Raw genomic sequence first — 22051 nt, 5'->3', positions numbered from 1 at the left:
GAACATGGTCTCTCTTTGTCATCATTCGAATCACCCCTTATATCTATATTCGACATCAAGGGGCGAATCTCCTTTTTGATTGCAAGAAAAAAAGCCTATTTTCATAGACTTTTTCAACAACCTCAAGCCGTCTGGCGACGGCTTTTCTTTAAAATGGCTTTTACAGCAGCACCACCAGCAAATACACCCCTACACTGGCGACAATATGGAGCATCAGTGTGTTGCTGACAATCTCCGTGTGCCGTTTATTGCCGAAAAGATCTATAAACATGGGTACCACCAGAGGTGGCGGCAGCACTAAAAAGGTGAAGTAGGCGTGATCAAACACCGGATCTGCCGCAATGAATCTGTCGATGATCAACCATTTCACCGCATAGCCAATGGAAAAGATGATGCTCATACGCACCAGCACCAACTTCAGACTGTCTTTCATAAGGTAACCATGAAAGGTGATGCTGTATCCCACCATGAGGAGAATAAGAGGAGTGGTAAGTCCCGCCAGATGTTCAATGGTCAGCAGGATGCCTGACAACAGGCTGCTGCCGGCAGCCCATGCAGCCATATTCAACTGGTTCATCAGCATGCCGAAAACGATGCTGAGAATGGTGGGCGATTTGGCCACCTGTAGAATTTCCTTAAAGGTAATGCCCTTGGCACCTGCCTGCATCCGCATCCAGGGAAAGAGAAAGAACCAGATATACAGCTCATGCCCCACACCCAGAATGGCATATTTTCCAAGTTCCTCAATCCCATAAACAGCTAAAAAAAAGGGAATGCCAATAAATCCAAAGGCAGCGCCACTGGATAGAAAGGGAATGAGGGGATGAGACACTCCTGGAAGGCGCGCGGCACCGTGTCCTGCAGCAAAAAACAAAAACTGTATGCCGGTCATCAGGAGAATCAGCAACAGATACTCCCGGCGAAACTCTAACATTAAAAAGGAAAGAAACAGCACTGCAGGCAGCGTCACATTCATGACAAAGCCTTTCAGATCTTCAATGGCCTTTGCGGAAAAAAGGTTTCTTGTTCCCATCCATTTTCCAATGGCCATGAGCAGAATAACGGGAATCATTTGGGTAATCACTTGGTTCATGTGCAGGACGCCCTTCTTTTTGAGTCATGAGCTTATTTTAACAGACTCCAGCGTCTCTGACAATCGTTCAAACAGCTATTGTTCGAGGAAAAGGATTGCATTTTCAACGGTTGTACGGTTACCTCCAGCAGCCGGTTGACTGCAGAATCCCAGGTAATTCGTCGACCGCTTCTTTGCAGCAGCACCAGGAAGCAGCATCTGCCATTGTTTTCATTGGCGTCTGTCCGCTATTTTTACCGCCTGTCCACTGGTTATACATTCACTACTGGAGGATCAACAGCTTCCAACTTCAATGTTTTCACATAGAGCTGCCCTTCGGGCACATCAACACCTGCTTCATTCAGCAAGCTGGGCTGATATGCGGCTGCCTTTGCCGCCAGCCACAGGTGACACAGCACAATCCCCATGTCCACCTGATTCAGGCGATCATATAACCAGGCTTTCATCACTCCCGGTTTCATGCGGAAAACGCGAATGGCGTCCGGCGTGGTCTGAAACTGCCAGGGTTGGCTGTTGGTCGCAGAAGGAGCCAGCCGAGCCGATTCCACCAGCGCTTCGTGATCACTGCCCGTCACCATGTCTGGGAGCGGTTTTCTCTGAAAATCTGTTTGATGCTGGCGGTGCACCGGTTCGGTCGCCGTTCCCACACTCAGGGCAATGACAAAGGGAAGGGGCGAGACAGTGGCAAAGGCTTTATTGGGCTTCGCCATCCCCAGCCAGCAGGTCCCCAGTTCCAGGGACGACAGGTATAGATCCATCTGCTGCAGCATGAATCCAGCATTGAGGAGTGATTCCGGTGATTCCTCCGAGAAAAAAAGAAGGTAGTGGGGGGCTTTGATGGTCAAGAGACCTTTCACTGCCCCTTCTGAAAGAAAATGAATGTCTGTTTTGATGTCCGGGTTAAGAGGGCACAGTTCTCCTGCAGCATCCCGAATCTGCTGTTGAAGGTTCTCCGGCAGGGGATTCATGTTGTATTTTCGAACAGACTTCCGCTTGGCGATGGTTTCAAAGAGTGTTGTTTCGTTCATCATCAGTCTCCTCACAAAGTTTGTTGGTTATTTTCGTCGCTTTCGCCGGTTTCGCCGGTTTCCACAAAGGGGACAAAGGCAAATCCCCCCTGGGTTTCCCGGGTCAGGGTGCCATCTTTATTTCGGATAAGCTTCAGCATATTGCCCCTCCAATCGCTGAGGGGCATCACCAGTATCCCTTCCGGCATCAACTGCCGGATCAGTGCCTCCGGTACCTGGGGAGCAGCCGCACTCACCAGAATACGGTGGTAGGGAGCTTCTGCCTCCCAGCCATGCCATCCATTGGCATGATGCACCACCGCATGGGGCCAGTGACTCTTTGCCAGGTTTCTTCGCCCAAAATCCGCCAGGGCTCCAATCCGTTCCAGGGCGATGACCCGGCCTTCTTCACCAGTAAGGCAGGCCAGCAGCGCCGTTGTCCAGCAGGAGCCGGAGCCCACATCCAAAATCCGGTTTCCAGGCTCCACCTGGAGCATTTCCAGCATGAACGCCACAGTGGATGGTTGGGAAATGGTCTGCCCGACGCCGATGGCCAGGGGGTGGTCGGCGTAGCACTGGGCCCTCAGATGCTCCGGTACATACGAACACCGGTCCACCTGTCGGAAAGCTTCTTCCAGTGCCGGGGTCTGAAGGATTCCCCTGTCTTTCATCCGCTGAATCAATGTTTCGAGGGTTGCCATCTTTCGCGCCTCCTCTATTTGGCTGCTCTGGCCGCCACCTGCACCACATCCCAGACTGTGGCGTAGGGAGGTGCATAGGACAGATCCGTCAATGCCAGTTCTTCCACCGTCATCTCCTGCTGCAGGGCTACCGCCAGCACATCCAGCCGTTTGGCACCTTCCACCGGCCCCCACAGCTGAGCTCCCAAAAGTGTTCGGTAGTGCCGATGATAGATCAGTTTAATGGTGATTTTCCCGGCTCCCGGATAAGAGCCGGCATGGCTGGCGCCAGTGACTGTCACCGTTTCAAAGGGAATGTGTAATGCCTGGGCTTCTTTTTCCGAGATACCGGTTTTCCCAAATGTTCGATCCACCACTTTCACAATGGCCGTCCCCAATATTCCTCCGTAGGCCTGGGGATTGCCGGCAATACAGGCACCGGCGATCATCCCCTGTTTGTTGGCGGTGGTGCCCAGGGGCAGGTACACCTGCTCTTTTCGAATCCGGTGATACACACCGGCACAGTCACCGGCGGTGTAGTGGTGATCCCGGTTGGTACGACTGAAAGCATCTGTCACCAGGGCTCCGTTGGACAACTGATGAAATTCCTTTTCCGGCAGCCAGCGAGTGTTGGGACTCACTCCCAGGGCGATGATCACCAAATCAGCCGGGTAGGTGCCCTGATCAGTCACCACCTGGGTCACCCGGGAAGTGCCTTCCAGCGCCTTCACCGTTTCCTTCAAGTGCAGCTGAACCCCGTGTCGTTCCAGTACGTCTCCCGCTGCCTTGCCAAACTCTTCATCCAAATGGTTCAACACTTGCCCCGGACGCTGTATCAGACGCACTTTTTTCCCTCTTGCCAGGGCGGCCTCCGCCATCTCCACATTGATGTATCCGCCTCCCACCAGTACCACCTGTTTCACCTGAGGATCTGACAGGAATTGCTGAATCGCCTCGGCATCAGGGATGGTTTTCAGTGGCATCACTCCCGGCAGATGAATGCCCGGCATTTTGGGCATCACCGGGTCTGCTCCGGTGGCAATCACCAGATGGTCATAGGCCACCTTCTCTTCTTTGCCGCTGATTCGGTTAGCCACCAACAGCCGCTGGTTCTCTGTATCCAGTTCGATACCCTCATGAAAAAGATGAACCGCCACTCCCTGTTCCCGAAAAACTGCCGGCTGCCTCACCACCAGTGCTTCTGCCTTTTCCAGATGCCCCGCCAGGTAATAAGGCAAGCCGCACTGACCATAAGCTACATGGGGGCCTCTTTCATACACCTTGACTGTCAGATCCGGGTTTTCCCGTTTCGCTTTTGCGGCCGCACTCATTCCGGCAGCAACGCCACCGACAACAACCAATGTTTCATTTCCCATCTAAACCAACCTCCTTCAGGTTTCAATCCAGCGACAGTATATGATGAAGATTTGAGATCCCATGGTACTTCAATGAGATCATTCACTCGGAGATTTTCCGGCAGGCAAAATAATCCATTTTTTTTCATCATCTGCGAAACTTTTTTGACACATCCTTGTATAGGATGGTAAAGGGACCTTTCGCACCCGGGTGCCGTCAGGGAAAGCGGGGCTGCTGCGCGTGAGTATGACTGAACACATGATAATACAAAAATGCCAGGCCAATGATCCGGAAGGATTTCGGGCACTGATGCACTCTTACGGCCCGCTGGTTTATCGCACCTGCTTTTATTATACCCAATCCCGTGAAGATACACTGGATTTGATGCAGGAAACCTGGCTGAAAGTTTTTCGGGGCATCCACACTTTTGATGCCCAACGTCCCCTGGCTCCCTGGCTGCGCCGCATCGCCGCCAATACCTGCGTCACGCACCTGCGGCAAAAGCCTGCACCGTCCCTTTCACTGCAGTGGGTCACCGATGAAACCGAAAGCACGCTGGAAGACCTGCTGCCTGATCCCCAGCAGGTGGAAGATCAGGTGCTGCTGAAAGAAACCCGCCAGCTGCTGCGCCACACCCTCCTTCAATTGCCGGAAAAAATGCGCACTGCCATTCAGCTGCGCCACGGGGAAGGGTTCAGCTATGAAGCCATTGCCCAGGAGATGCAGGAACCTCTGGGCACGGTGAAAACCTACCTTCACCGGGGAAGACAGGCGCTGCGGGCCGCTCTGCAGCAGCAGGAAAATGACAAAGGACCTCAATACAATACAAAGGAGGGAGCAGGATGAAACCATCACCCCACGCATGCTGCCGTTTGCAGGAACGTTGGGCACAAAGTTATCTGGATGAAGCCCTCTCTCCCGCGGAGCAACTTCTTTATGAAGGTCATCTGGAACAGTGCCCTCACTGCCGCGCCGCTGTCACTGTCTTTCGTCATCTTTTCACTGCCCTGAGCAACGATGAACCTCCGGCGATTCCTCCGGCCCTGATGTTACTCCAGGAACAGTGGCTGACGGATTATCTAAAGAGCGGGAAGAGCACCCTGACTCCCGGCACCCTGCTAAAACTTCAAAAACACATTGCCCGTAACACCACCCGGTATATACAGTGGCTCCCCGGCCTGACACTGGGCGCAAAGGTTACTGAAAAGACCACCCGTTTTATGGTGAAGCAGATCAAACAAAAAACCGGCCGGTTTCTCCGCCAGAAAGGGAAGGCCCTTCTGGCCAGGTGATGCTGATGATTCTATTGAAAATACTGTTATGGCTGTTATTGATTCTGTTGGCATTGATCCTGCTGGTGCTGGTGGCTCCCATTGGTTACCAGGCGTCAGGCCGATATGCTGAAGACACGAAAGAAGGCAAGGGACAGGTTTCCCTTTTCTGGGGACTGCTTCGCCTGAAGGTTTTCACCAATAATTTCAGACACATTGAGACAACTGTGACAGTTGCCGGTATTTCTAAAAAAATAACCATGACGACTGCCAAAAAAGAAATAGCACCGAAAGATGGCACCAGCAACCAGACGACCGCTGGGGCAGCAGGCACCACATCCGCCTCCTCAGAATCGCCCCGGCCCCAAAATGATACCAGTGGGAAAACCACAGGCAGCCGTCAATCTGGTGACAAGCCTCCCCGAAAGAAGCCTGCCCTCAGTTTTTCAGAGGCACTGGATCACCTGCGAGAGGCCCTCACCCGGGAACTGTTTGCCGTCATCAGGCGCTTTCTTCACAAGATCTGGAAAGCCCTGCGACCCCAGATCTTTCGCATCAAAGTGGTGTATGGACTTCCCGACCCTTACCAGACCGCCGTGATCAACAACTTTCTCATGGCCCTCTTTGCCGTCTGGCCCCACCAGACCCTTCAACTGCAACCTGTCTTTCATGACAGCCTGGTGGATGTATCCGGCAACATTAAGGGTTCTCTGGTTCCCATCGCCTTTCTCGCCGCCGCCCTGCAGCTGATTCTGGCGAAACCAGTGCGCCGTATTTGGTGGCCGCTGCTGAGAAAGCACCGCAACAAGTCCGGTTCCAGGACATCAGAAGCTTCCACCGCATCATCTGGAGCTTCATCATCATAGGGCAAGACCGTTACCATCACCCGTTAACACCAACCACTACCCAACTAACCAACAACCAACAACCAAAATGAACCACCAAGAAAAAGGAGGAACACCCATGTCCATTAATTTAAGTGAAAATGCATCTGTTCTTTTTGAAAAACTGGAAAAATTCTTCACCTCCAAGACCGTTGTGGGCGAGCCCATGCAAGTGGGCAGTGTCACCCTGATTCCCCTGCTGAACATCTCCTTCGGCCTGGGACTGGGCGGCGGCGACGGCACCGATGAAAAAGGCAACAAGGGAACCGGCGGCGGAAGCGGTGTTGGTGCCCGGGCCATTCCCACGGCTGTACTGGTGATTCGTGACGGCCAGGTGGAAGTACTCCCCATCAACAGCCGGGGCGGCCTGGAAAAACTGGTGGACCTGGTGCCGGATATTCTGGAAAAAGTGGATTTTTCCGGCTGCTGCGGCACCCACAAGGAAGCTGCCGATGAAGCGAAGGAAGCATCCGTCGAATAGCCAATATCAAAAGTGCCTCTCCAGATGTAGATGGAGAGGCACTTTTCTTGTCCCATTCCTGTTTCTTATTGAGAAGCTTTTTGCTGTACGGCGTCCAGGGCCCGGGCGGCGTTGTAGGAGCTGCGAATAAAGGGGCCGCTTTCCACGAAAGCCAGGCCCAGAGCCAGTCCTTCTTCTTTGTAGGCTTCAAACTGTTCTGGTGTCACATAGGCTTCCACCGGTAAATGTTCCTTGGAGGGCTGCAGGTACTGACCGATGGTGAAAATATCACAGCCCACGGCCACCAAGCGTTCCATGACGGTGGTCATTTCCTCCGGCGTTTCTCCCAGTCCCACCATGATGCCGGTTTTAGACAGAATGTCGGGGTTGTAGGCTTTCACCCGGCGCAGCAGTTCCACCGACCGGTCAAAGCTGGCTTCTGGCCGCACTTTGGCATAGAGAGACGGGACAGTTTCAATGTTATGGTTGAGAATTTCCGGTTTGGCATCCAGCACCACCTGCAGGGCTTTTTCATCTCCCTGAAGATCAGGAATGAGGACTTCAATGGTGGTGTGGGGATTCAGGCGGCGCACCTCTTCAATGGCTGCAGCAAAGTGAGCTGCGCCACCGTCGGGCAAGTCATCCCGGGTAACAGAGGTGATCACTGCATGTTTCAACCCCAGCTCTTTCACTGCTTCCGCCAGATGACGGGGTTCCTCCGGGTCGGGGGGCAGTACAGCCCCTTTGCCAACGGCACAAAAGCGGCACCCCCGGGTGCAGGTTTCTCCCAGAATCATAAAGGTGGCGGTTTTATTGCCAAAGCATTCTCCCACATTGGGACAGTTGGCCTCTTCGCAGACGGTGTGAAGGCGCAGATGACGCACCATTTCCTGCATGCTGTCCAGGCTTTTTTTATTGGGCATTTTTTTCTTCAGCCATTCAGGCTTCCGTAATGTTGACACGGGCTTTCACCTCTTCAAGGGTTGTGTTTTCCAGGGTGCACTGAAAAAGAACTTCAAAGGTCTGCAGCATCTCCTGCACCAACTGTTCCCGGTCAATGACAATTCCCTGTTTTTCAAGGGAGGTCACGCCGTACTCGGTGATGCCGCAGGGATTAATGAGGGCAAAGTGATCCAGATTGGTCTGGTGGTTCAGGGCGAAGCCGTGCATGGTGCGCCACCGTTTGATGGCCACTCCCAGGGCACAGATTTTTTCATCACCCACCCAGACGCCCCGGTAAGCCGGCTTCCGGTCCCCTTCGACTCCCAGACGGGCCAGGGTCTGAATCATCCATTCTTCAAGAGTCCGGACATACCACTGAACGTCTTTTTTAAACTGTTCCAGATTGATGAGCAGGTAGCCCACCAGCTGGCCGGGCCCGTGGTAAGTGACATTGCCCCCCCGGTTACTTTCCACCACTTCGAAGCCCTGCTGTTTCACCATTTCAATGGGAAAAAGAAAGTCTTCGGTCTGGCCGTTGCGTCCCAGGGTAAAGACGGGCGGATGCTCCACCATGAAGAGGAACCCGGTTTCTTCGGGATGGGCCTGCAGGTAGCGGTTGACGGCTCCCTGGAGCTCAAAGGCCGGCTGGTAAGACATGGTTCCCAGATTCACATAGGCAATTGATTTCATGGGAAATCACCCACCTTCCTTCAGCACCGGCATTTCTGCCGGTTTTTTCTTCAAGTCCACTTCAGTAATCAAAATGGCGATCATAATGACAGCACAGCCCGCCAGCATCACTGGTGTGAAGATTTCCTGCCAGAAAATGAAAGCAAAAAGGGCACCAAAAACGGCCTCCATGCTGAGAATAATGCCGGCATGGGTGGGATACGTGTATTTCTGGGCTGTCACCTGAATCATAAAGGCACCAATGCTGGAGAAGAGTACCAGGTAGGCCAACGAATACAGGGCCGGGAACCCGAAACTGGTGGGAAAGGGCTCCAGCACCAATGCCAGTACCAGACAGCTGATTCCTGCCAGGAGAAACTGATACACATTCATCACAACGGTATCCACCCGGTTGGCAAAGACACCAATGACCACGATATGGCCGGCGAAACCCACCGCTGAAACCAGTGTCAACACATCTCCCAGGTTCACCTGCATGTCCCGGGTGAGGGAGAGCATGGCCAGGCCCACCATGCAGAGAAAAGCGCCTGCCAGTTCTTTTCGAAGGGGTTTGCGCCGGCTTACCAGGTAGCTGAGAAAAGGCACCATGACCACATAGGCACTGGTGATAAACGCCTGCTTACCCGGGGTGGTAAAGAGCAGTCCCACTGTCTGGGCCATAAAAGCAACCGTGAGGAAAACCCCTACAAAAAGGCTGTTTTTCACATCCTGCCGGGTGGCCTGCTTCACTTTTGGAAAAAAGAGCATCGCCAGTACCAGTGCTGCCAGCGTGAAGCGGGCCGACAGAAAGTACAGTGGCGTGAGATACTGAAGAATATTCTTGGTAAAGGAAAAACCGCCGCCCCACATGGCCGCCACCAGCAGCAGGGACACATCGGATAGAATCACTTTTTTTCGGTCGGTCATATAATGTCCTCCAGTTAAAAAATTAATAGCGCACACCCGCATGATTCCGGGAGCGTATCACTGCTGCCACCACCGAAATTCAATTCGTTGGCGTTGTTGACGGATGACTGCCTATGGGACTTACCGCCACAGCACTCTCTTTTTCCAGAGCGTCTTCAATCAGACGGTGTATCAGCTGGGAATAGGGGATACCGGAAGCTTCGCACATTTTGGGGTAAAGGCTGATGTGGGTGAATCCGGGCATGGTGTTGATTTCATTCACCAGCAGCCTGTCAGTGTTCCGCTCCAAAAAAAGGTCTACCCTGGCCAGGCCTTCGCATTCCAGCAGCTGATAAACCTGCAGGGCCATCTGCTGCACCCGCTCGGTCATCTCCGGCGTCAGGTTTGCCGGTACTTGGGTCTGGCTGGTGCCAGAAAAATATTTATCTTCGTAGTCATAAAAATCATGAGAAGGCAATACTTCTGCCGGTACAGAGACCACCGGGTTCCGACTGCCCAGCACGGCGCACTCGATTTCCCGGGCGTCCACCGCCTGTTCTACCAACACCTTGGGGTCATAGGCAGCTGCCAGTCGCAGGGCATTCTCCAGTTCATCCCGGGAGACTGCCTTGCTGATGCCCACACTGGAACCCAGGTTAGCCGGCTTCACAAAAACCGGATAATCCAGTCGTCCCTCCACCAGGTTCACTGCCTCATGAATCGCCGGCTGCCGGGGGTCAAGGCGCATTTCAACATGGAGTGTCTGGGGGATCCCCGCCTGATGAAAGAGGCGTTTGGCGATGCCTTTATCCATGGCCACTGCCGACGACAACACGCCGGCGCCCACGTAGGGAATACCGCACATTTCCAGCAGACCCTGTAACCGGCCGTCTTCGCCAAAGGGACCGTGGAGAACAGGAAATATCACGTCCACCGTCAGTGGCTGGACGAGTCCTTCATTTTGCAGATAAACACCACCATCTCCCGGTGAAAAGAGCAGCCGGGGCCGCCGGGGATCGTGCACAAAACGTCGGTAGGGAAACCCCTCCCAATGATTTGTGTTGATGCCTGCCTGATCCTCATAGTACTCAAACAATCCCTCCGGGGTAATGCCCGCCGCCAGCACTTCATAGCGACTGTGGTCCATTGCCCGCAGCACTGAAGCCGCCGACATCAGCGATACTTCATGTTCGGAAGAAGCCCCGCCGAAGAGAACAAGAACGCGTTTTTTTGTCATGCTTACCTCCTCTGGCCATGATCCAGTGGCCCTGTTCATTGTGATCGCCTGAGAGTGTGCACCACGTGCACTTCCCGGTACAGTCTTTTCAGCTTTTCCCCGGCAGCCCGGGCCTTTTCCTGATCCTTAAAGAGTCCAAAAACCGTGGGACCGCTGCCGCTCATGAGGCTGGCAGTGGCGTTAAAGGCCAGCAGGCGGCGTTTTAATTCGCCGATTTCCGGCACCAGGGGAATGGTGACTGTTTCCAGTACATTGGCCATGGCGCCAGCCATGGTCGGGCTGTCCGCCTGGGCCAGGGCTTCAATGAGAGCCAGGGTATCTGGCCGCTCTTCAATTTCATCCAGTTTCAGAGCTTCATAAACTTCCCGGGTGGAAACAGACACCGGGGGTTTCACCAGCACCACCCAAAAGGGCTTTGCCAGTGTAAGGGGTGTCAGCCGTTCACCGATGCCTTCGGCCAGGGCCGTGCCGCCCATGAGGCAGTAGGGAATATCGGCCCCCAGGGGCAGGCTGATCAGTTGCAGCTCTTCCAAACTGAGTCCCAGTCGCCAGAGAGCATTCAGCCCTTTCAGCACTGCAGCGGCATCAGCACTGCCGCCGGCCAGTCCCGCAGCCACGGGAATCTGTTTGTCAATGTGGATGGCCACCCCTTGTTTTTCCAGTGAAACCCCTGCTCCCCGAGCCAGTCTTTCCGCCGCCTTCCAGGCAATATTGCCCTCATCGACAGGCAGGAAGCCAGTGTTGGTGGTCAGCCGGATCCCTGGCACAGGCGTCAGTTTCAGGTGCACTTCATCATGGAGGCTGATTTCCTGCATGATCATGCACAGGTGATGGTAGCCATCCCGACGTTTATGAAGCACATCCAGTGAAAGGTTGATTTTAGCATGGGCCTTCAGGGTGAGCGTCGGGCCGTGTAATCCATTTGTCATGGCGGTTCTCCTTGGGTAGTTGTCAGGGGGTGATCTTCTTCAGCAATGGTGACCGGTAGATTTCAATGGCTTTTGCAGGACATATTTCCTGGCAGCAGAAGCATCGAATACACTTGTCCAGGTTGAACTCAGGCCGGCGGTTGACCATGGTGATGGCCTCTGCCGGGCAAATAATCCTGCACTCGCCACAGCCGATGCATGTTTCAGCGATAACAACAGGTCTGGGGCGCAGCCACCGGTTGCTGACGGCTGCCAGCCCCGGCCCCAGCAGGGGTACCTGCTGATACCGCCGAAGAAAGTCCGGTTCATGGATGGCAGGGATCTGAAAGGGTTTCACCGCCGCTGCTTCCGGTGTCAGGCCCACCCACTGGGTTGTCATCGGGCCACCGTAAGGAACAGTTGCTGCATCACCGGGGTGATAGAGACCCCGCTCCCGGGCGGCCTCCAGCAGCGGTACCAGATCGGGGGAGATGCCCATCCACCGGGCGGCGGCCAGGTCAAGCTGGTGGGGGTTGGTGGAAAGAAGCAGCACGCCTGCCGGGGTAACGGTTCCCGCTGAGGGGCCGGCCCCTTCCATCCCCTCAATGCCGTCCATGATGGACAGCACCGGATTGACTTTCTCGCAAATATCCACCATGGCGTGGGCAAAATCTGCCAACTGGGGAAAGCGAAAATGCAGAGCCGCCTTTGTTAAACCAGGCATCACTCCAAAGAGATTTTTCACTGCTCCGGTCATCAAAGTCATGCTGTGGGTTTTCATTTTGCACAGGGAAATCACGGCATCTGCTTCCTGCACCGCCGTCAGCATTTCAAACTGCTTTAAGCGATGGGCCTGAGGATGAGAAATCATGGCCGCTTCCAGGTTCTCATTGAGAAACACGCCTGCAGCGGCGGCGGCCGCTTCCATTCCCGTCACCCGGTAAATCTGCCTCATGCGGACAGCTGTGAAGGGGCCGGCGGGACTGTCGCCAATAACCACTTCCATGCCGGCGTCTTTCAAGAGAGCCGCCACCGCCTGTACCACCACCGGGTGGGTGGTCACTGCCTCTTCCGGCGGACGCCCTGTAAGAAGGTTCACCTTCAGAAAAACCCTGCTTCCCCGGGGAATCAGGTGATGTATGCCGCCAAGGGCTTCCAGGGCGGCTTCCAGTTTAATGGTGACGGCGGCCAGGTCGTAACGACCACAGCCAACGGCAATGACTTTGGACAAAAGGGTTGCCTCCCGTTTCATGATTGACTGCTTCACTGGCAGCTGAATGTGTATTCATTCTTCTTATTGTACAACAACAGTCACCAAAAAACCACCGCCCGCCGGAATCGCCGGCAGGCGGTGAAAGGGAGCTTCAAGCAGGTTCCATTTCCAGATACTCGTTGAGGCGCCGGTACTGCAGGGAGGGCAGCCTGTGGTAGACCTTCATGGCCTGCAAATAGGCCGCCGCTGTATCCAACGAAGTGAAGGTGGGCAGCTTGTAAAGAATTCCCAGCTTTCGTACCTGGAAGCCCCGGCTGCCGGCCATCTGACCCTGGGTAGGGGTGTTGATGATCATTTGAATGGTTTCATCCTGAATGGCACTGAGCAGCTGCTCTTCCGGCAGCGGGGTGCAGTCGATTCCCTGGGATTGGAGGTAGGCTGCAGTCCCATTGGAACCATAGCAGATGAAGCCCATGGCCTGCCAGCTGCGGGCCAGCTCCAGACCGGCTTCTTTTTCCCGCTGACTCAGAGAGAAATAAATGCCGCCGGTTTCCTGCATGCGAATACCAGAGGCCATAAAACCCTTCAGCAATGCGATGTCGTAATCAGGGTCAAGGCCCAGCACTTCACCGGTGGACTTCATTTCAGGCCCCAGAGCCATGTCCACATCTGTCAGCTTTTCTGCAGAGAACACAGGCACCTTCACGGCATGATAGTGTTTCGCAGGGAGAATTCCCGTTCCCCAGCCCATCTGGCTCAACTTTTTCCCCAGCATGGCCTCCACCGCCAGCTTCACCATGGGAACACCAGTGACTTTACTGAGAATGGGAACAGTACGGGAAGCCCGGGGATTGATTTCAATGACATAGGGCTGCTGGTCACGGATCACGTACTGCACATTCACCAGTCCCACCACTTTCATTTCTCGCACAATGGTTTCAGTCATGGCCTGGAGCTTTGCCAGCACCTCTGAGGTCAGGCTGCGGGTGGGATATACGGAAATGCTGTCACCGGAATGAACCCCGGTTTTTTCAACATGTTCCATGATGCCGGGAATCAGCACCGATTCACCATCGGCCACCGCATCCACCTCCACCTCTGTGCCCTCCAGGTACTGGTCCACAAAAAGAGGATACTGCATGTTCAGGGCGGCCATTTCCGACAGGTAAACTGCCAGCTCATTTTCATTATTGATGATCTGCATTCCCCGGCCGCCAATCACATAGGAAGGACGCACAATCACAGGGAATCCCAGGGACCGGGCTTTTTCCACGGCTTCTGATGCGGTGTGGGCCGTGGCACCCACGGGGGTGGCCAGGCCGTTGCGCTGGAGAAACTGGTTGCATTTCATCCGGTCTTCTGCCAGATCCATAGAGGGAAAAGAGGTTCCCAGTATGGTGACACCCCGCTCATAGAGAGCCGGTGCCAGGTTCACGGAGGTCTGCCCCCCCAGCTGGAGAATCACGCCGTCCGGGTTTTCCTGGCGAATCACGTTCATCACATCATCCACGTGGAGGGTTTCAAAGTACAGTTTGTCGGCAGTATCAAAGTCGGTGCTGACGGTCTCCGGGTTGTTGTTCATCATAATGGACTGGTAGCCGGCTTCCTCCAACGCCCAGACTCCGTGAACGCAGCAGTAATCAAACTCAATCCCTTGACCGATGCGAATGGGGCCAGAGCCAATGACCAGCACTTTCTTCCCGTCACTGATCCTGTTTTCATTTTCGGCTTCATAGCAGGAATAGTAATACGGGGTGGCGGCCTCAAACTCACCGCTGCAGGTGTCCACCATTTTGAACACGGGGAAGATGCCGTGGGCATCCCGGTAGTGCTGCAGCGCCTGGGCATCGATCCCAGACAGGTCCATAATTTCTTCATCGATAAAACCCATGGCTTCTGCCTCATGAAGAAGCGCCGGGGTCATGGTTTCCTTGGCCAATCGCTTCTCCAGGTCCACAATGTGTTGCAGTCCCTGTAAAAACCAGGGGTCCACTTTGGTCATGGCATAAAGCTCACCAATGGTAATCCCCCGGCGCAGCGCATCTGCCAGGGCAAAGGTTCTTTCATCGTCGCAGGCCATGATTTTTTCCATGAGCGCCTCCCGGGAGAGGGCAGACATCTGAGCCAGACGCAGGCCGGTGAAGTTGCCTTCAAGGGAGGTGATGGCTTTCAAAAGGGCACTTTCAAAAGTGCGGGCAATGGCCATCACTTCTCCGGTGGCCTTCATCTGGGTGCCCAGGGTACGTTTGGCAGACCGGAATTTTTCAAAGGGCCACTTGGGGAACTTGATCACCACATAATCCAGCACCGGCTCAAAAAAGGCACTGGAACCTTCGGTGACGGTGTTTTTTAACTCGTTGAGGGAATAGCCGATGGCGATCTTGGCAGCAATTTTGGCAATGGGATAGCCCACCGCCTTGGAAGCCAGCGCACTGGAGCGACTTACCCGGGGATTCACCTCGATGACCACGTATTCACTGCTTTCCGGGTTCAGAGCAAACTGAATGTTGCAGCCTCCCGCCACTTTCAGGCTGCGGATGATTTTGATGGAGGCCTGGCGGAGCATCTGGTATTCCCGGTCCCGCAGGGTCTGGGAGGGCGCGATGACAATGCTGTCGCCGGTGTGCACTCCTACCGGGTCCATGTTTTCCATATTACAGATGATGATGCAGTTATCTTTGTGGTCACGGATGACCTCGTATTCAATCTCTTTCCAGCCGGCCACGCTCTGCTCCAGCAGAATCTGGCCGATGGGGCTGGCTTTCATCCCCCGCTGGCAGATATCCAGCATTTCTTCCCAGGTGGTGGCAATGCCGCCTCCGGTGCCGCCCAGGGTATAGGCGGGCCGAATGATTACCGGCAGCCCCGCCTCTTTCACAAAGGCTTCGCAGGTTTCCAGATTGGTGGCAATGATACTGAGGGCCACCGGCTCACCGATTTCTTCCATCAGCTCTTTAAAGGCTTCCCGGTCTTCTGCTTTTCGGATGGTTTCTGACTCGGCACCCAGCAGCTGCACGCCCATTTCTGCCAGCACCCCCTGGTCCTGCAGTGTCATGGCCAGGTTTAGTGCCGTCTGCCCGCCAAAGCCCGCCAAAATCCCGTCCGGCTTTTCCTTTTCCAGAATCTGGCGGATGCTTGCCATGGTCATGGGCTCGATGTACACCCGGTCAGCAATATGGGTATCGGTCATGATGGTGGCCGGGTTGCTGTTGAGGAGCACCGTTTCGATGCCCTCTTCCTTAATGGCCTTGCAGGCCTGGGTGCCGGAATAGTCAAATTCGGCGGCCTGTCCAATGACAATGGGCCCGGAGCCCAGAATCAGAACTTTTTTCAGCGCTTTATTTAAAGGCATTGGTTTCGCTCCTTCATGAGTGTCACAAATCGGTCAAAGAGATATTCGGTGTCTGTGGGGCCGGGGGCTCCTTCCGGATGAAACTGAACGGAAAAAATGGGGAGCTCTTTATGTTCCATGCCTTCCACAGTATGATCATTCAAATTGGTGTGGGTAATCACCATGCCTTTGGCTTCCACACTGGCGGCATCCACCGCAAAGCCATGGTTTTGAGAAGTGATGTAGGCCCGGTCCAGTTGCCTGTCATAAACGCCGTGGTTGCCTCCCCGGTGGCCGTATTTCATTTTATAGGTACTGCCCCCCACCGCGTGGGCCAGCAGCTGGTGCCCCATGCAGATGCCAAAAATGGGGAGCTTTTCCATCAATCCGCGTATCAGCTCAATGCCTTCCACCGCTGTTTCCGGGTTGCCGGGGCCGTTACTCACCAGCAGGCCGTGGGGTTGATAAGCCTCAATGGCTTCCAGACCGGTGCCATAGGGGAACATCATGATGTCGCATCCCCGTTTCTGCAGTTCGCGGACCATGTTCCCCTTCACACCCAGATCCAGCAGGGCCACCCGACAGCCTTCGCCGGCGAGATGTTTAGCCTTTCGCACCCCCACCACCTTCATCCAGTCTTCCTTTAGCTGGGTGGCCTTCAATAACTGTTCCAAGCCCTGCACATCGGTGATTTCTGTGGAGATAACCCCTTTCAGGGCTCCTTCAGAACGGATTTTCCGGGTGATGCTGCGGGTATCCACGTCGGAAACCCCTGGGATTCCAAGCTTTTGCATCATCTCTGCCAGAGTGGATTCGCTCATATAATTGGAGGGGTGGCTGGAGATGGACCGCACCACCATCCCCCGGGCATAGATGCTGTCGGATTCTGATTCCGACATATTCACCCCGTAGTTACCAATGAGGGGATAGGTCATGGTGATGATCTGCCCCGCATAGGAGGGATCGGTGAGAATTTCCTGGTAGCCGGTGATGGCAGTGTTGAACACCATTTCACCCACAGCGGTGCCTCCCCGGCCAAACCCTTTTCCCCGATACAGGGTGCCGTCTTCAAAATAAATAATGCCTTCCATGAAACCATCGCTCCTTTATCTTTCTGTTCCATTGCATGCACCTAACTTTGCCGCTGTTCCCGTCCTATCAACGGCGACACGCTGTTGAATCCTGTGGTTGACCAGCTATTCTTCTGCCACTGGGCCCAGAGTGGCCACCATCAGGGCTTTAATGGTATGCAGCCGATTTTCAGCTTCATCAAAAACCACTGACTGGGAGCTGCGAAACACTTCGTCGGTGACTTCCAGCTCTTTCAGCCCATGGGCTTCGTAAACGTCTTTGGCCACCTGGGTTTCCAGGTCGTGGAAAGCCGGCAGGCAGTGCATGAACAGGCTTTCCGGCTTTTCAGTGGCTGCCATGAGGGCTGCATTCACCTGATAAGGCAGTAACTGTTCAATGCGCTGGGCAAACTGATCTTCTTCTCCCATGGAAACCCACACATCGGTGTAGACCACATCGGCCCCCTTGACACCCTCACGGGGATCTTCAATAAGGGAAATACTGCCGCCGGTTTCCGCTGCCACCGCTTTCATTTCCGCCACCAGCCCGGCTTCGGGAAACAGGCTGGCGGGTGCCACTGCCCGGAAATCCATGCCCATTTTGGCGGCTCCAATCATGAGAGAATTGGCCATATTGTTTCGGGCATCCCCCACATAAGCAAAACTCACCTGATTCAGTGGTTTTTTCAGTTTTTCCTGGATGGTGAGAAAGTCTGCCAGGATTTGAGTAGGATGGTAATCATCTGTCAGACCATTCCATACCGGCACCCCTGCATGGGCTGCCAGGGTTTCCACCGTGCTGTGGGCAAAGCCGCGGAACTCAATGCCGTCATAAAAACGTCCCAGCACCTTTGCCGAGTCTTCAACGGATTCTTTCTTGCCTATCTGGGAATCTTTCATTCCCAGAAAAGTGGCATGCCCACCCTCATCCATCACCGCCACCTCAAAGGCACAACGGGTCCGGGTAGAGGTTTTTTCAAAAAGCAGGACAATGTTCTTCCCCGTCAGCAGTTTTCCGCGAATGCCCTGCTGTTTCTTTTCTTTTAGTGCTGCGGCAAGGTTCAGCAGTGACAGTATTTCTTCAGGTGAATAATCTTTCAATGTCAGCAGGCTTTTACCCCGCCAGGATGCAGTTTCTCTCAAGGCTTTCAGCTGTCTTTGGACAATCTGACTGCCGCTTCTTTTTCGATGTATGGTGGTCACTGTATGATTCATCCTGATTTCCTCCCCGTTCTGCCGCTTCCATTGACTGTATTGTCATCGGCGGTCGAATTTTTATAATTATACATTATATATTATATTTATTCAACCCTTCCGTTCATTTTTATATAAAAAAAACAGCCTTTTCCTGTTGCAGGTCAAGACTGTCGGGTTCATACCGGGTTCAAACAATGAAACTTAATGGCAAAAAGCCACCCGCAGGTGGCTCTTAACTGACTTTAATTTGCCGGTTATCTTCACAAACAGTAATTTCGACAGTTTCCGTCAGTATGTCACAATAACTGTAGGAAACGCGGCGCACACTGTCAAAGTCGCCGTAGACCTTCACAACAAAGATGCTGGGATAGGTATCTTCCAGGATGCCTTCCCTTACCACAATGCGCTTTCGGCCTTTGTTGGCCTTTAAGGTTACTTTCTGTCCCAGATACCCTTCGATGATCTTCCTGATTTCGCCCAACGTGTTTTTATCAGCCAAACCATCACCTCTTTCACACATTCCATCGTGTTAAGTGTATCATAATTTGGCAGTATTGTCAAACGCAAATTATTTATTATATAACTGCAAACCCATTGTTGTCAAATACTATTTTTGATAACTTCCCTGCTTTTTTCGCAATGTCGCTGTTTTTTTTAAAGATCCTCCTATTTTCCACAGGGAATCAACAGCACCGGCCGCTTGGAATGTCTGGAAACAGCGTCGGAGGTGCTTCCCAGCAGCAGCGACTTCAGAAGACCCGCTCCCCGGGTGGCCATCACAATCAGCGTGGCATTTTCTTCTTCAGCCGTGGTGGTGATAATTTTGGAAGGCAGGCCCACACCGGTTTTCACGGAGACTTCAATGCCTTTTTCCCTGAACTCATCGGCAATGGCTTCCAGCCGGATCCGGTAATCTTCCAATATCCGCTCCACTTCTTCCCGGGTTTCGCCGTGTTCGGCCACTGACAGCAAAATCATTTCCCGTATATTTTTCATTTGGCGAATTTCATCCAGCACCAACTGGGAGCAGCGGGAAAAATCGATGGGTACCACTATTTTTTCAAATTTGCTGATGCAGACATTCCGAAGATGATCCGCCTCGTCTTTTCGGTACTTTTCGATGAGCACAGGCGTGGTGGTCATGCGAATCAGATCGAAAGTGGTACTTCCCAGAAAGATCTCCTTTAATATGCTCTTACCAATGGAGCCGATGAGGATTAAGGACGCCTGTTCTTTTTCAGCCACATGGGCAATTTCAGAGGCGGCAAATCCACCCAATACGTTCACCCGAGCTTTGATGCCTTCCTTTTTCAGTTTTTCAGCCATTTCCTGAAGCCGGGTCTCGGTTTCCTGCTGTACCGCGACAATAGAACGTTCTTCTCCAATTCGCAGGTCAATCACATGGACAAGAATGACTTCTTCCAACCCTTTATCCACCAGCTCATCAATGCAGTTGAGCAAATTGGATGAAGCGGGGGAGAAGTCAACGGCAATGACTACTTTTTTGGCTAACATGGCGCCGCCTCCTTTTTCATTTTTTTCAGACTTTTTTCTATTATACCACGGAAAGACCTCAAAAAGACAGCCGGATGAGGGCTGTCTTTTGTCTTGTTTTTATCTTTAGATGGACCAATACATGCAGTTGTTTTATGAGCAGCTGCCTCTGAACGATCCGCCACCGGCATAATTCACCATGAACCTTTTTCCCAAAAACCCGGAACTGAAATCAACAATGACGGTTCCAAACTGGCGGTCGGTGTCTTCATCCACAACAAAGCTAATACCGTCCACTTCACTCACCACATCTGTTTCTTTTGCCTCATCCAGAGACAATGCAAACCGCGGGCCGGCTCAGCCAATACCAGAAACGTATACCCTTACTTTTTTGCCGGATTCATTCTGCTCCAGCAACGCCTCTTTTGCTGCTTCCGTGATAGTAATCTTCATCTCTTTACCTCCCTCACCCCCTGGGTGCAGGGGTATCTTCTTGATCTTATTATACCGCCCATTGACCGTTTTGTCAACTACCGTCCCCAGGATGAGTCTTCATCTGTTGTCTTCAGGGTTTCCAGTGACTCACCAACTGCGTCAGGGTTCTCACCGCCACTCCGGTACCGCCTTTTTGCTGGTAGGCCAGAGGTTTCTTTGTGTAGCTGGTACCGGCAATATCCATGTGAACCCAGGGAATTTCTTTCACGAAGGCTTTTAAAAACATGCCGGCGGTAATGGCTCCTGCTTCCCGGCCGCCAACATTTTTCAGATCAGCCACGTCGCTCTTAATCTGTTCCCCATAGGCATCGAAGGCAGGCAGCGGCCAGCAAGCCTCACCCACCGCCTTTCCGGCGGCCACCACTGCCTGCTGCCAGTCATCGTCATTGCTTACCAGCCCAGAGGCATGATTCCCCAAAGCGATGACGCAGGCTCCGGTGAGGGTGGCCACATCCACCACCCGGGTAACCCCCAGATGCTGGGCATAGGCCAGACAGTCTGCCAGCACCAGACGCCCTTCTGCATCGGTGTTGAGGATTTCAACGGTTTTTCCATTCATGGCAGTGAGAATATCTCCGGGACGGTAAGCACTTCCCGAGGGCATGTTTTCACACAGGCCCACCACTGCCGTCACATTCACCGTCGGTTTCAGCCGCCCAATGGCAGCCATGGCTCCCAGCACTGCCGCCGCACCGGCCATATCGCCCTTCATTTCGTCCATTCCGGCTCCCGGCTTCAGAGAAATGCCTCCTGAGTCAAAGGTCAACCCTTTTCCCACCAGGCCGATCACTTCCTTCGATGCATCACCTGCACCTTTGTATGTCAGTACCACCAGCTTCGGAGGACGCCGGCTGCCTGCCGTCACCCCCAAAAAGCAACCCATCCCCAGCTTTTCCATGTCTTCCTGTTCCAGTACCGTCACGGCCATGCCTGTTTCTCTGGCGATGGCAATGGCTTCTTCTGCCATGGCTGTCGGGTCCATCACATTGGGAGGCTCATTCACCAAATCTCTGGCAGCATTCACGCCCTTTGACAGAATACGCCCGGTTTCGATCCCTTTTTCCAGCTCTTTCACTTTCATGCCTTTTCTGCGATTAAGAAGCACCTCACTTACTGTCACAGGCGGTTGCTCTGTTTCCTCCTGTTTTTTATAGCGTTCAAAACGATAAGCTGCCAAGTCCAAACCCTCCTGCAGGCATTGGCCCACCATTTCTGCAGCCATCTGGCCGGTATCTGGCAAGATCAGGGCCATTGAGTTGGCACGCACCTTTTCTGCCTGCCGCAATGCCACCGCAGCCATTTTTCGAAGTCCTTCACCATCAAACGCCTCTTTTTTGCCTAAACCAATCAGCAGCATGCGTTTGGCTGCCAGGTACTCCCGGGTATGAAGCATAAAATGCTCCCCTGCTTTTCCTTTAAAAATCCCTTCTGACAGCAGTTCTGTCAATTGCCCCTTCAGTTGGCGATCAAGGTTCTGTCCTTCTGTGTCCAGCGCACTGGTTCCCTGAAAAAATCCCAGCACCAGGAGATCCGCAGCAATCGCGGCGGGTTTTTCCATGATAATCTGGCTCTTCATTGGCCACACACCTCCATGTTCTTTTCATTCCTTTCATTCATACCACGGGAATGCGTTTTTACACAGAAATCATCACCTCTGACGGAAATACAGCTGCATAACATATTTATGCTTAACACGACATAAATACTCCAGTTGCTGAACAATTGTTTTTATGTTATGATATGCCTGAAAATTGCTAACTATTTAGACGCGCTGTATGTCCTGTTGATTTATCTCAACAAAGGACCCTCTGGGAGGTGATTCACCGGTACACGACTCT

At 53.4% G+C, this 22051-nt stretch carries 21 protein-coding genes; 4 read left to right on the top strand and 17 right to left on the bottom strand.

Features of this window, described 5'->3' with window-relative positions; all coding sequences use genetic code 11:
* Positions 1-160: 160 nt before the first annotated feature.
* From AAIG11_RS14645 to AAIG11_RS14630, 4 genes are all read right to left on the bottom strand, one after another.
* Positions 161-1093: an AEC family transporter gene (locus AAIG11_RS14645; RefSeq protein ID WP_343186976.1), complete on the bottom strand. Its 933-nt coding sequence runs from the start codon at positions 1091-1093 to the stop codon at positions 161-163.
* Positions 1094-1344: 251 nt separating this feature from the next.
* Positions 1345-2121 carry a nitroreductase family protein gene (locus AAIG11_RS14640; RefSeq protein WP_343186975.1) on the bottom strand — a complete coding sequence of 259 codons (777 nt, stop codon included), beginning with the start codon at positions 2119-2121 and terminating at the stop codon, positions 1345-1347.
* 11 nt (positions 2122-2132) lie between these two features.
* A complete protein-coding gene (locus AAIG11_RS14635; RefSeq protein WP_343186974.1) occupies positions 2133-2801 on the bottom strand; it encodes a protein-L-isoaspartate(D-aspartate) O-methyltransferase in 669 nt (222 codons plus the stop codon).
* A 14-nt stretch (positions 2802-2815) separates the two neighbouring features.
* Positions 2816-4156: a CoA-disulfide reductase gene (locus AAIG11_RS14630; protein WP_343186973.1), complete on the bottom strand. Its 1341-nt coding sequence runs from the start codon at positions 4154-4156 to the stop codon at positions 2816-2818.
* A 238-nt stretch (positions 4157-4394) separates the two neighbouring features.
* On the opposite strand from AAIG11_RS14630, the gene AAIG11_RS14625 reads away from it, so the two are divergent.
* The 4 genes from AAIG11_RS14625 (at position 4395) to AAIG11_RS14610 (ending at position 6772) form a co-directional block, all read left to right on the top strand.
* A complete protein-coding gene (locus tag AAIG11_RS14625) occupies positions 4395-4982 on the top strand; it encodes an RNA polymerase sigma factor (protein WP_343186972.1) in 588 nt (195 codons plus the stop codon).
* Complete coding sequence (locus tag AAIG11_RS14620; RefSeq protein WP_343186971.1) at positions 4979-5428, top strand: anti-sigma factor family protein; 450 nt, start codon at positions 4979-4981, stop codon at positions 5426-5428. Before AAIG11_RS14625 ends, AAIG11_RS14620 begins: the two co-directional genes overlap by 4 nt.
* A 5-nt stretch (positions 5429-5433) precedes the next feature.
* The gene (locus AAIG11_RS14615) at positions 5434-6273 is read left to right on the top strand and encodes a hypothetical protein (protein ID WP_343186970.1); all 840 of its coding nucleotides are present in this window, start codon (positions 5434-5436) and stop codon (positions 6271-6273) included.
* A gap of 97 nt (positions 6274-6370) precedes the next feature.
* The gene (locus AAIG11_RS14610) at positions 6371-6772 is read left to right on the top strand and encodes a GerW family sporulation protein (protein ID WP_343186969.1); all 402 of its coding nucleotides are present in this window, start codon (positions 6371-6373) and stop codon (positions 6770-6772) included.
* Positions 6773-6837: 65 nt separating this feature from the next.
* Here AAIG11_RS14610 and lipA read toward each other — a convergent pair whose 3' ends face one another.
* The 13 genes from lipA to AAIG11_RS14545 form a co-directional block, all read right to left on the bottom strand.
* Positions 6838-7674 carry a lipoyl synthase gene (lipA, locus tag AAIG11_RS14605; RefSeq protein ID WP_343186978.1) on the bottom strand — a complete coding sequence of 279 codons (837 nt, stop codon included), beginning with the start codon at positions 7672-7674 and terminating at the stop codon, positions 6838-6840.
* A 16-nt stretch (positions 7675-7690) separates the two neighbouring features.
* Positions 7691-8383, bottom strand: a complete 693-nt coding sequence (gene lipB, locus AAIG11_RS14600; RefSeq protein ID WP_343186968.1) for a lipoyl(octanoyl) transferase LipB — start codon at positions 8381-8383, stop codon at positions 7691-7693.
* 6 nt (positions 8384-8389) lie between these two features.
* Positions 8390-9289, bottom strand: a complete 900-nt coding sequence (locus tag AAIG11_RS14595) for a DMT family transporter (RefSeq protein WP_343186967.1) — start codon at positions 9287-9289, stop codon at positions 8390-8392.
* A 79-nt stretch (positions 9290-9368) separates the two neighbouring features.
* Positions 9369-10505 carry a D-alanine--D-alanine ligase family protein gene (locus AAIG11_RS14590; protein WP_343186966.1) on the bottom strand — a complete coding sequence of 379 codons (1137 nt, stop codon included), beginning with the start codon at positions 10503-10505 and terminating at the stop codon, positions 9369-9371.
* A gap of 35 nt (positions 10506-10540) precedes the next feature.
* Positions 10541-11434 carry a 4-(cytidine 5'-diphospho)-2-C-methyl-D-erythritol kinase gene (gene ispE, locus AAIG11_RS14585; protein WP_343186965.1) on the bottom strand — a complete coding sequence of 298 codons (894 nt, stop codon included), beginning with the start codon at positions 11432-11434 and terminating at the stop codon, positions 10541-10543.
* Between the two features lie 22 nt (positions 11435-11456).
* On the bottom strand, positions 11457-12644 hold the full coding sequence (locus tag AAIG11_RS14580) for a DUF362 domain-containing protein (protein WP_343186964.1): 1188 nt from the start codon (positions 12642-12644) through the stop codon (positions 11457-11459).
* A gap of 133 nt (positions 12645-12777) precedes the next feature.
* Positions 12778-15978: a carbamoyl-phosphate synthase (glutamine-hydrolyzing) large subunit gene (gene carB, locus AAIG11_RS14575; RefSeq protein WP_343186963.1), complete on the bottom strand. Its 3201-nt coding sequence runs from the start codon at positions 15976-15978 to the stop codon at positions 12778-12780.
* The gene (gene carA / locus AAIG11_RS14570; protein ID WP_343186962.1) at positions 15969-17048 is read right to left on the bottom strand and encodes a glutamine-hydrolyzing carbamoyl-phosphate synthase small subunit; all 1080 of its coding nucleotides are present in this window, start codon (positions 17046-17048) and stop codon (positions 15969-15971) included. Before carA ends, carB begins: the two co-directional genes overlap by 10 nt.
* A gap of 105 nt (positions 17049-17153) precedes the next feature.
* The gene (gene argF / locus AAIG11_RS14565) at positions 17154-18242 is read right to left on the bottom strand and encodes an ornithine carbamoyltransferase (protein ID WP_343186961.1); all 1089 of its coding nucleotides are present in this window, start codon (positions 18240-18242) and stop codon (positions 17154-17156) included.
* A 214-nt stretch (positions 18243-18456) separates the two neighbouring features.
* Positions 18457-18723 carry a Veg family protein gene (locus AAIG11_RS14560; RefSeq protein WP_283409542.1) on the bottom strand — a complete coding sequence of 89 codons (267 nt, stop codon included), beginning with the start codon at positions 18721-18723 and terminating at the stop codon, positions 18457-18459.
* 167 nt (positions 18724-18890) lie between these two features.
* Entirely contained in the window at positions 18891-19739 is an 849-nt protein-coding gene (locus tag AAIG11_RS14555; protein ID WP_343186960.1) for a universal stress protein, read from the bottom strand.
* A gap of 132 nt (positions 19740-19871) precedes the next feature.
* Positions 19872-20057 carry a hypothetical protein gene (locus AAIG11_RS14550; RefSeq protein WP_343186959.1) on the bottom strand — a complete coding sequence of 62 codons (186 nt, stop codon included), beginning with the start codon at positions 20055-20057 and terminating at the stop codon, positions 19872-19874.
* Positions 20058-20283: 226 nt separating this feature from the next.
* A complete protein-coding gene (locus AAIG11_RS14545) occupies positions 20284-21789 on the bottom strand; it encodes a leucyl aminopeptidase (RefSeq protein ID WP_343186958.1) in 1506 nt (501 codons plus the stop codon).
* Positions 21790-22051 lie beyond the last annotated feature (262 nt).

Source organism: Anoxynatronum sibiricum (assembly GCF_039414295.1).
Classification (GTDB): Bacteria; Bacillota; Clostridia; order Peptostreptococcales; family Tindalliaceae; genus Anoxynatronum; species Anoxynatronum sibiricum.
Note: the sequence above shows the minus strand (reverse complement) of the source record. Positions and strands in the feature narration are given on the sequence as shown.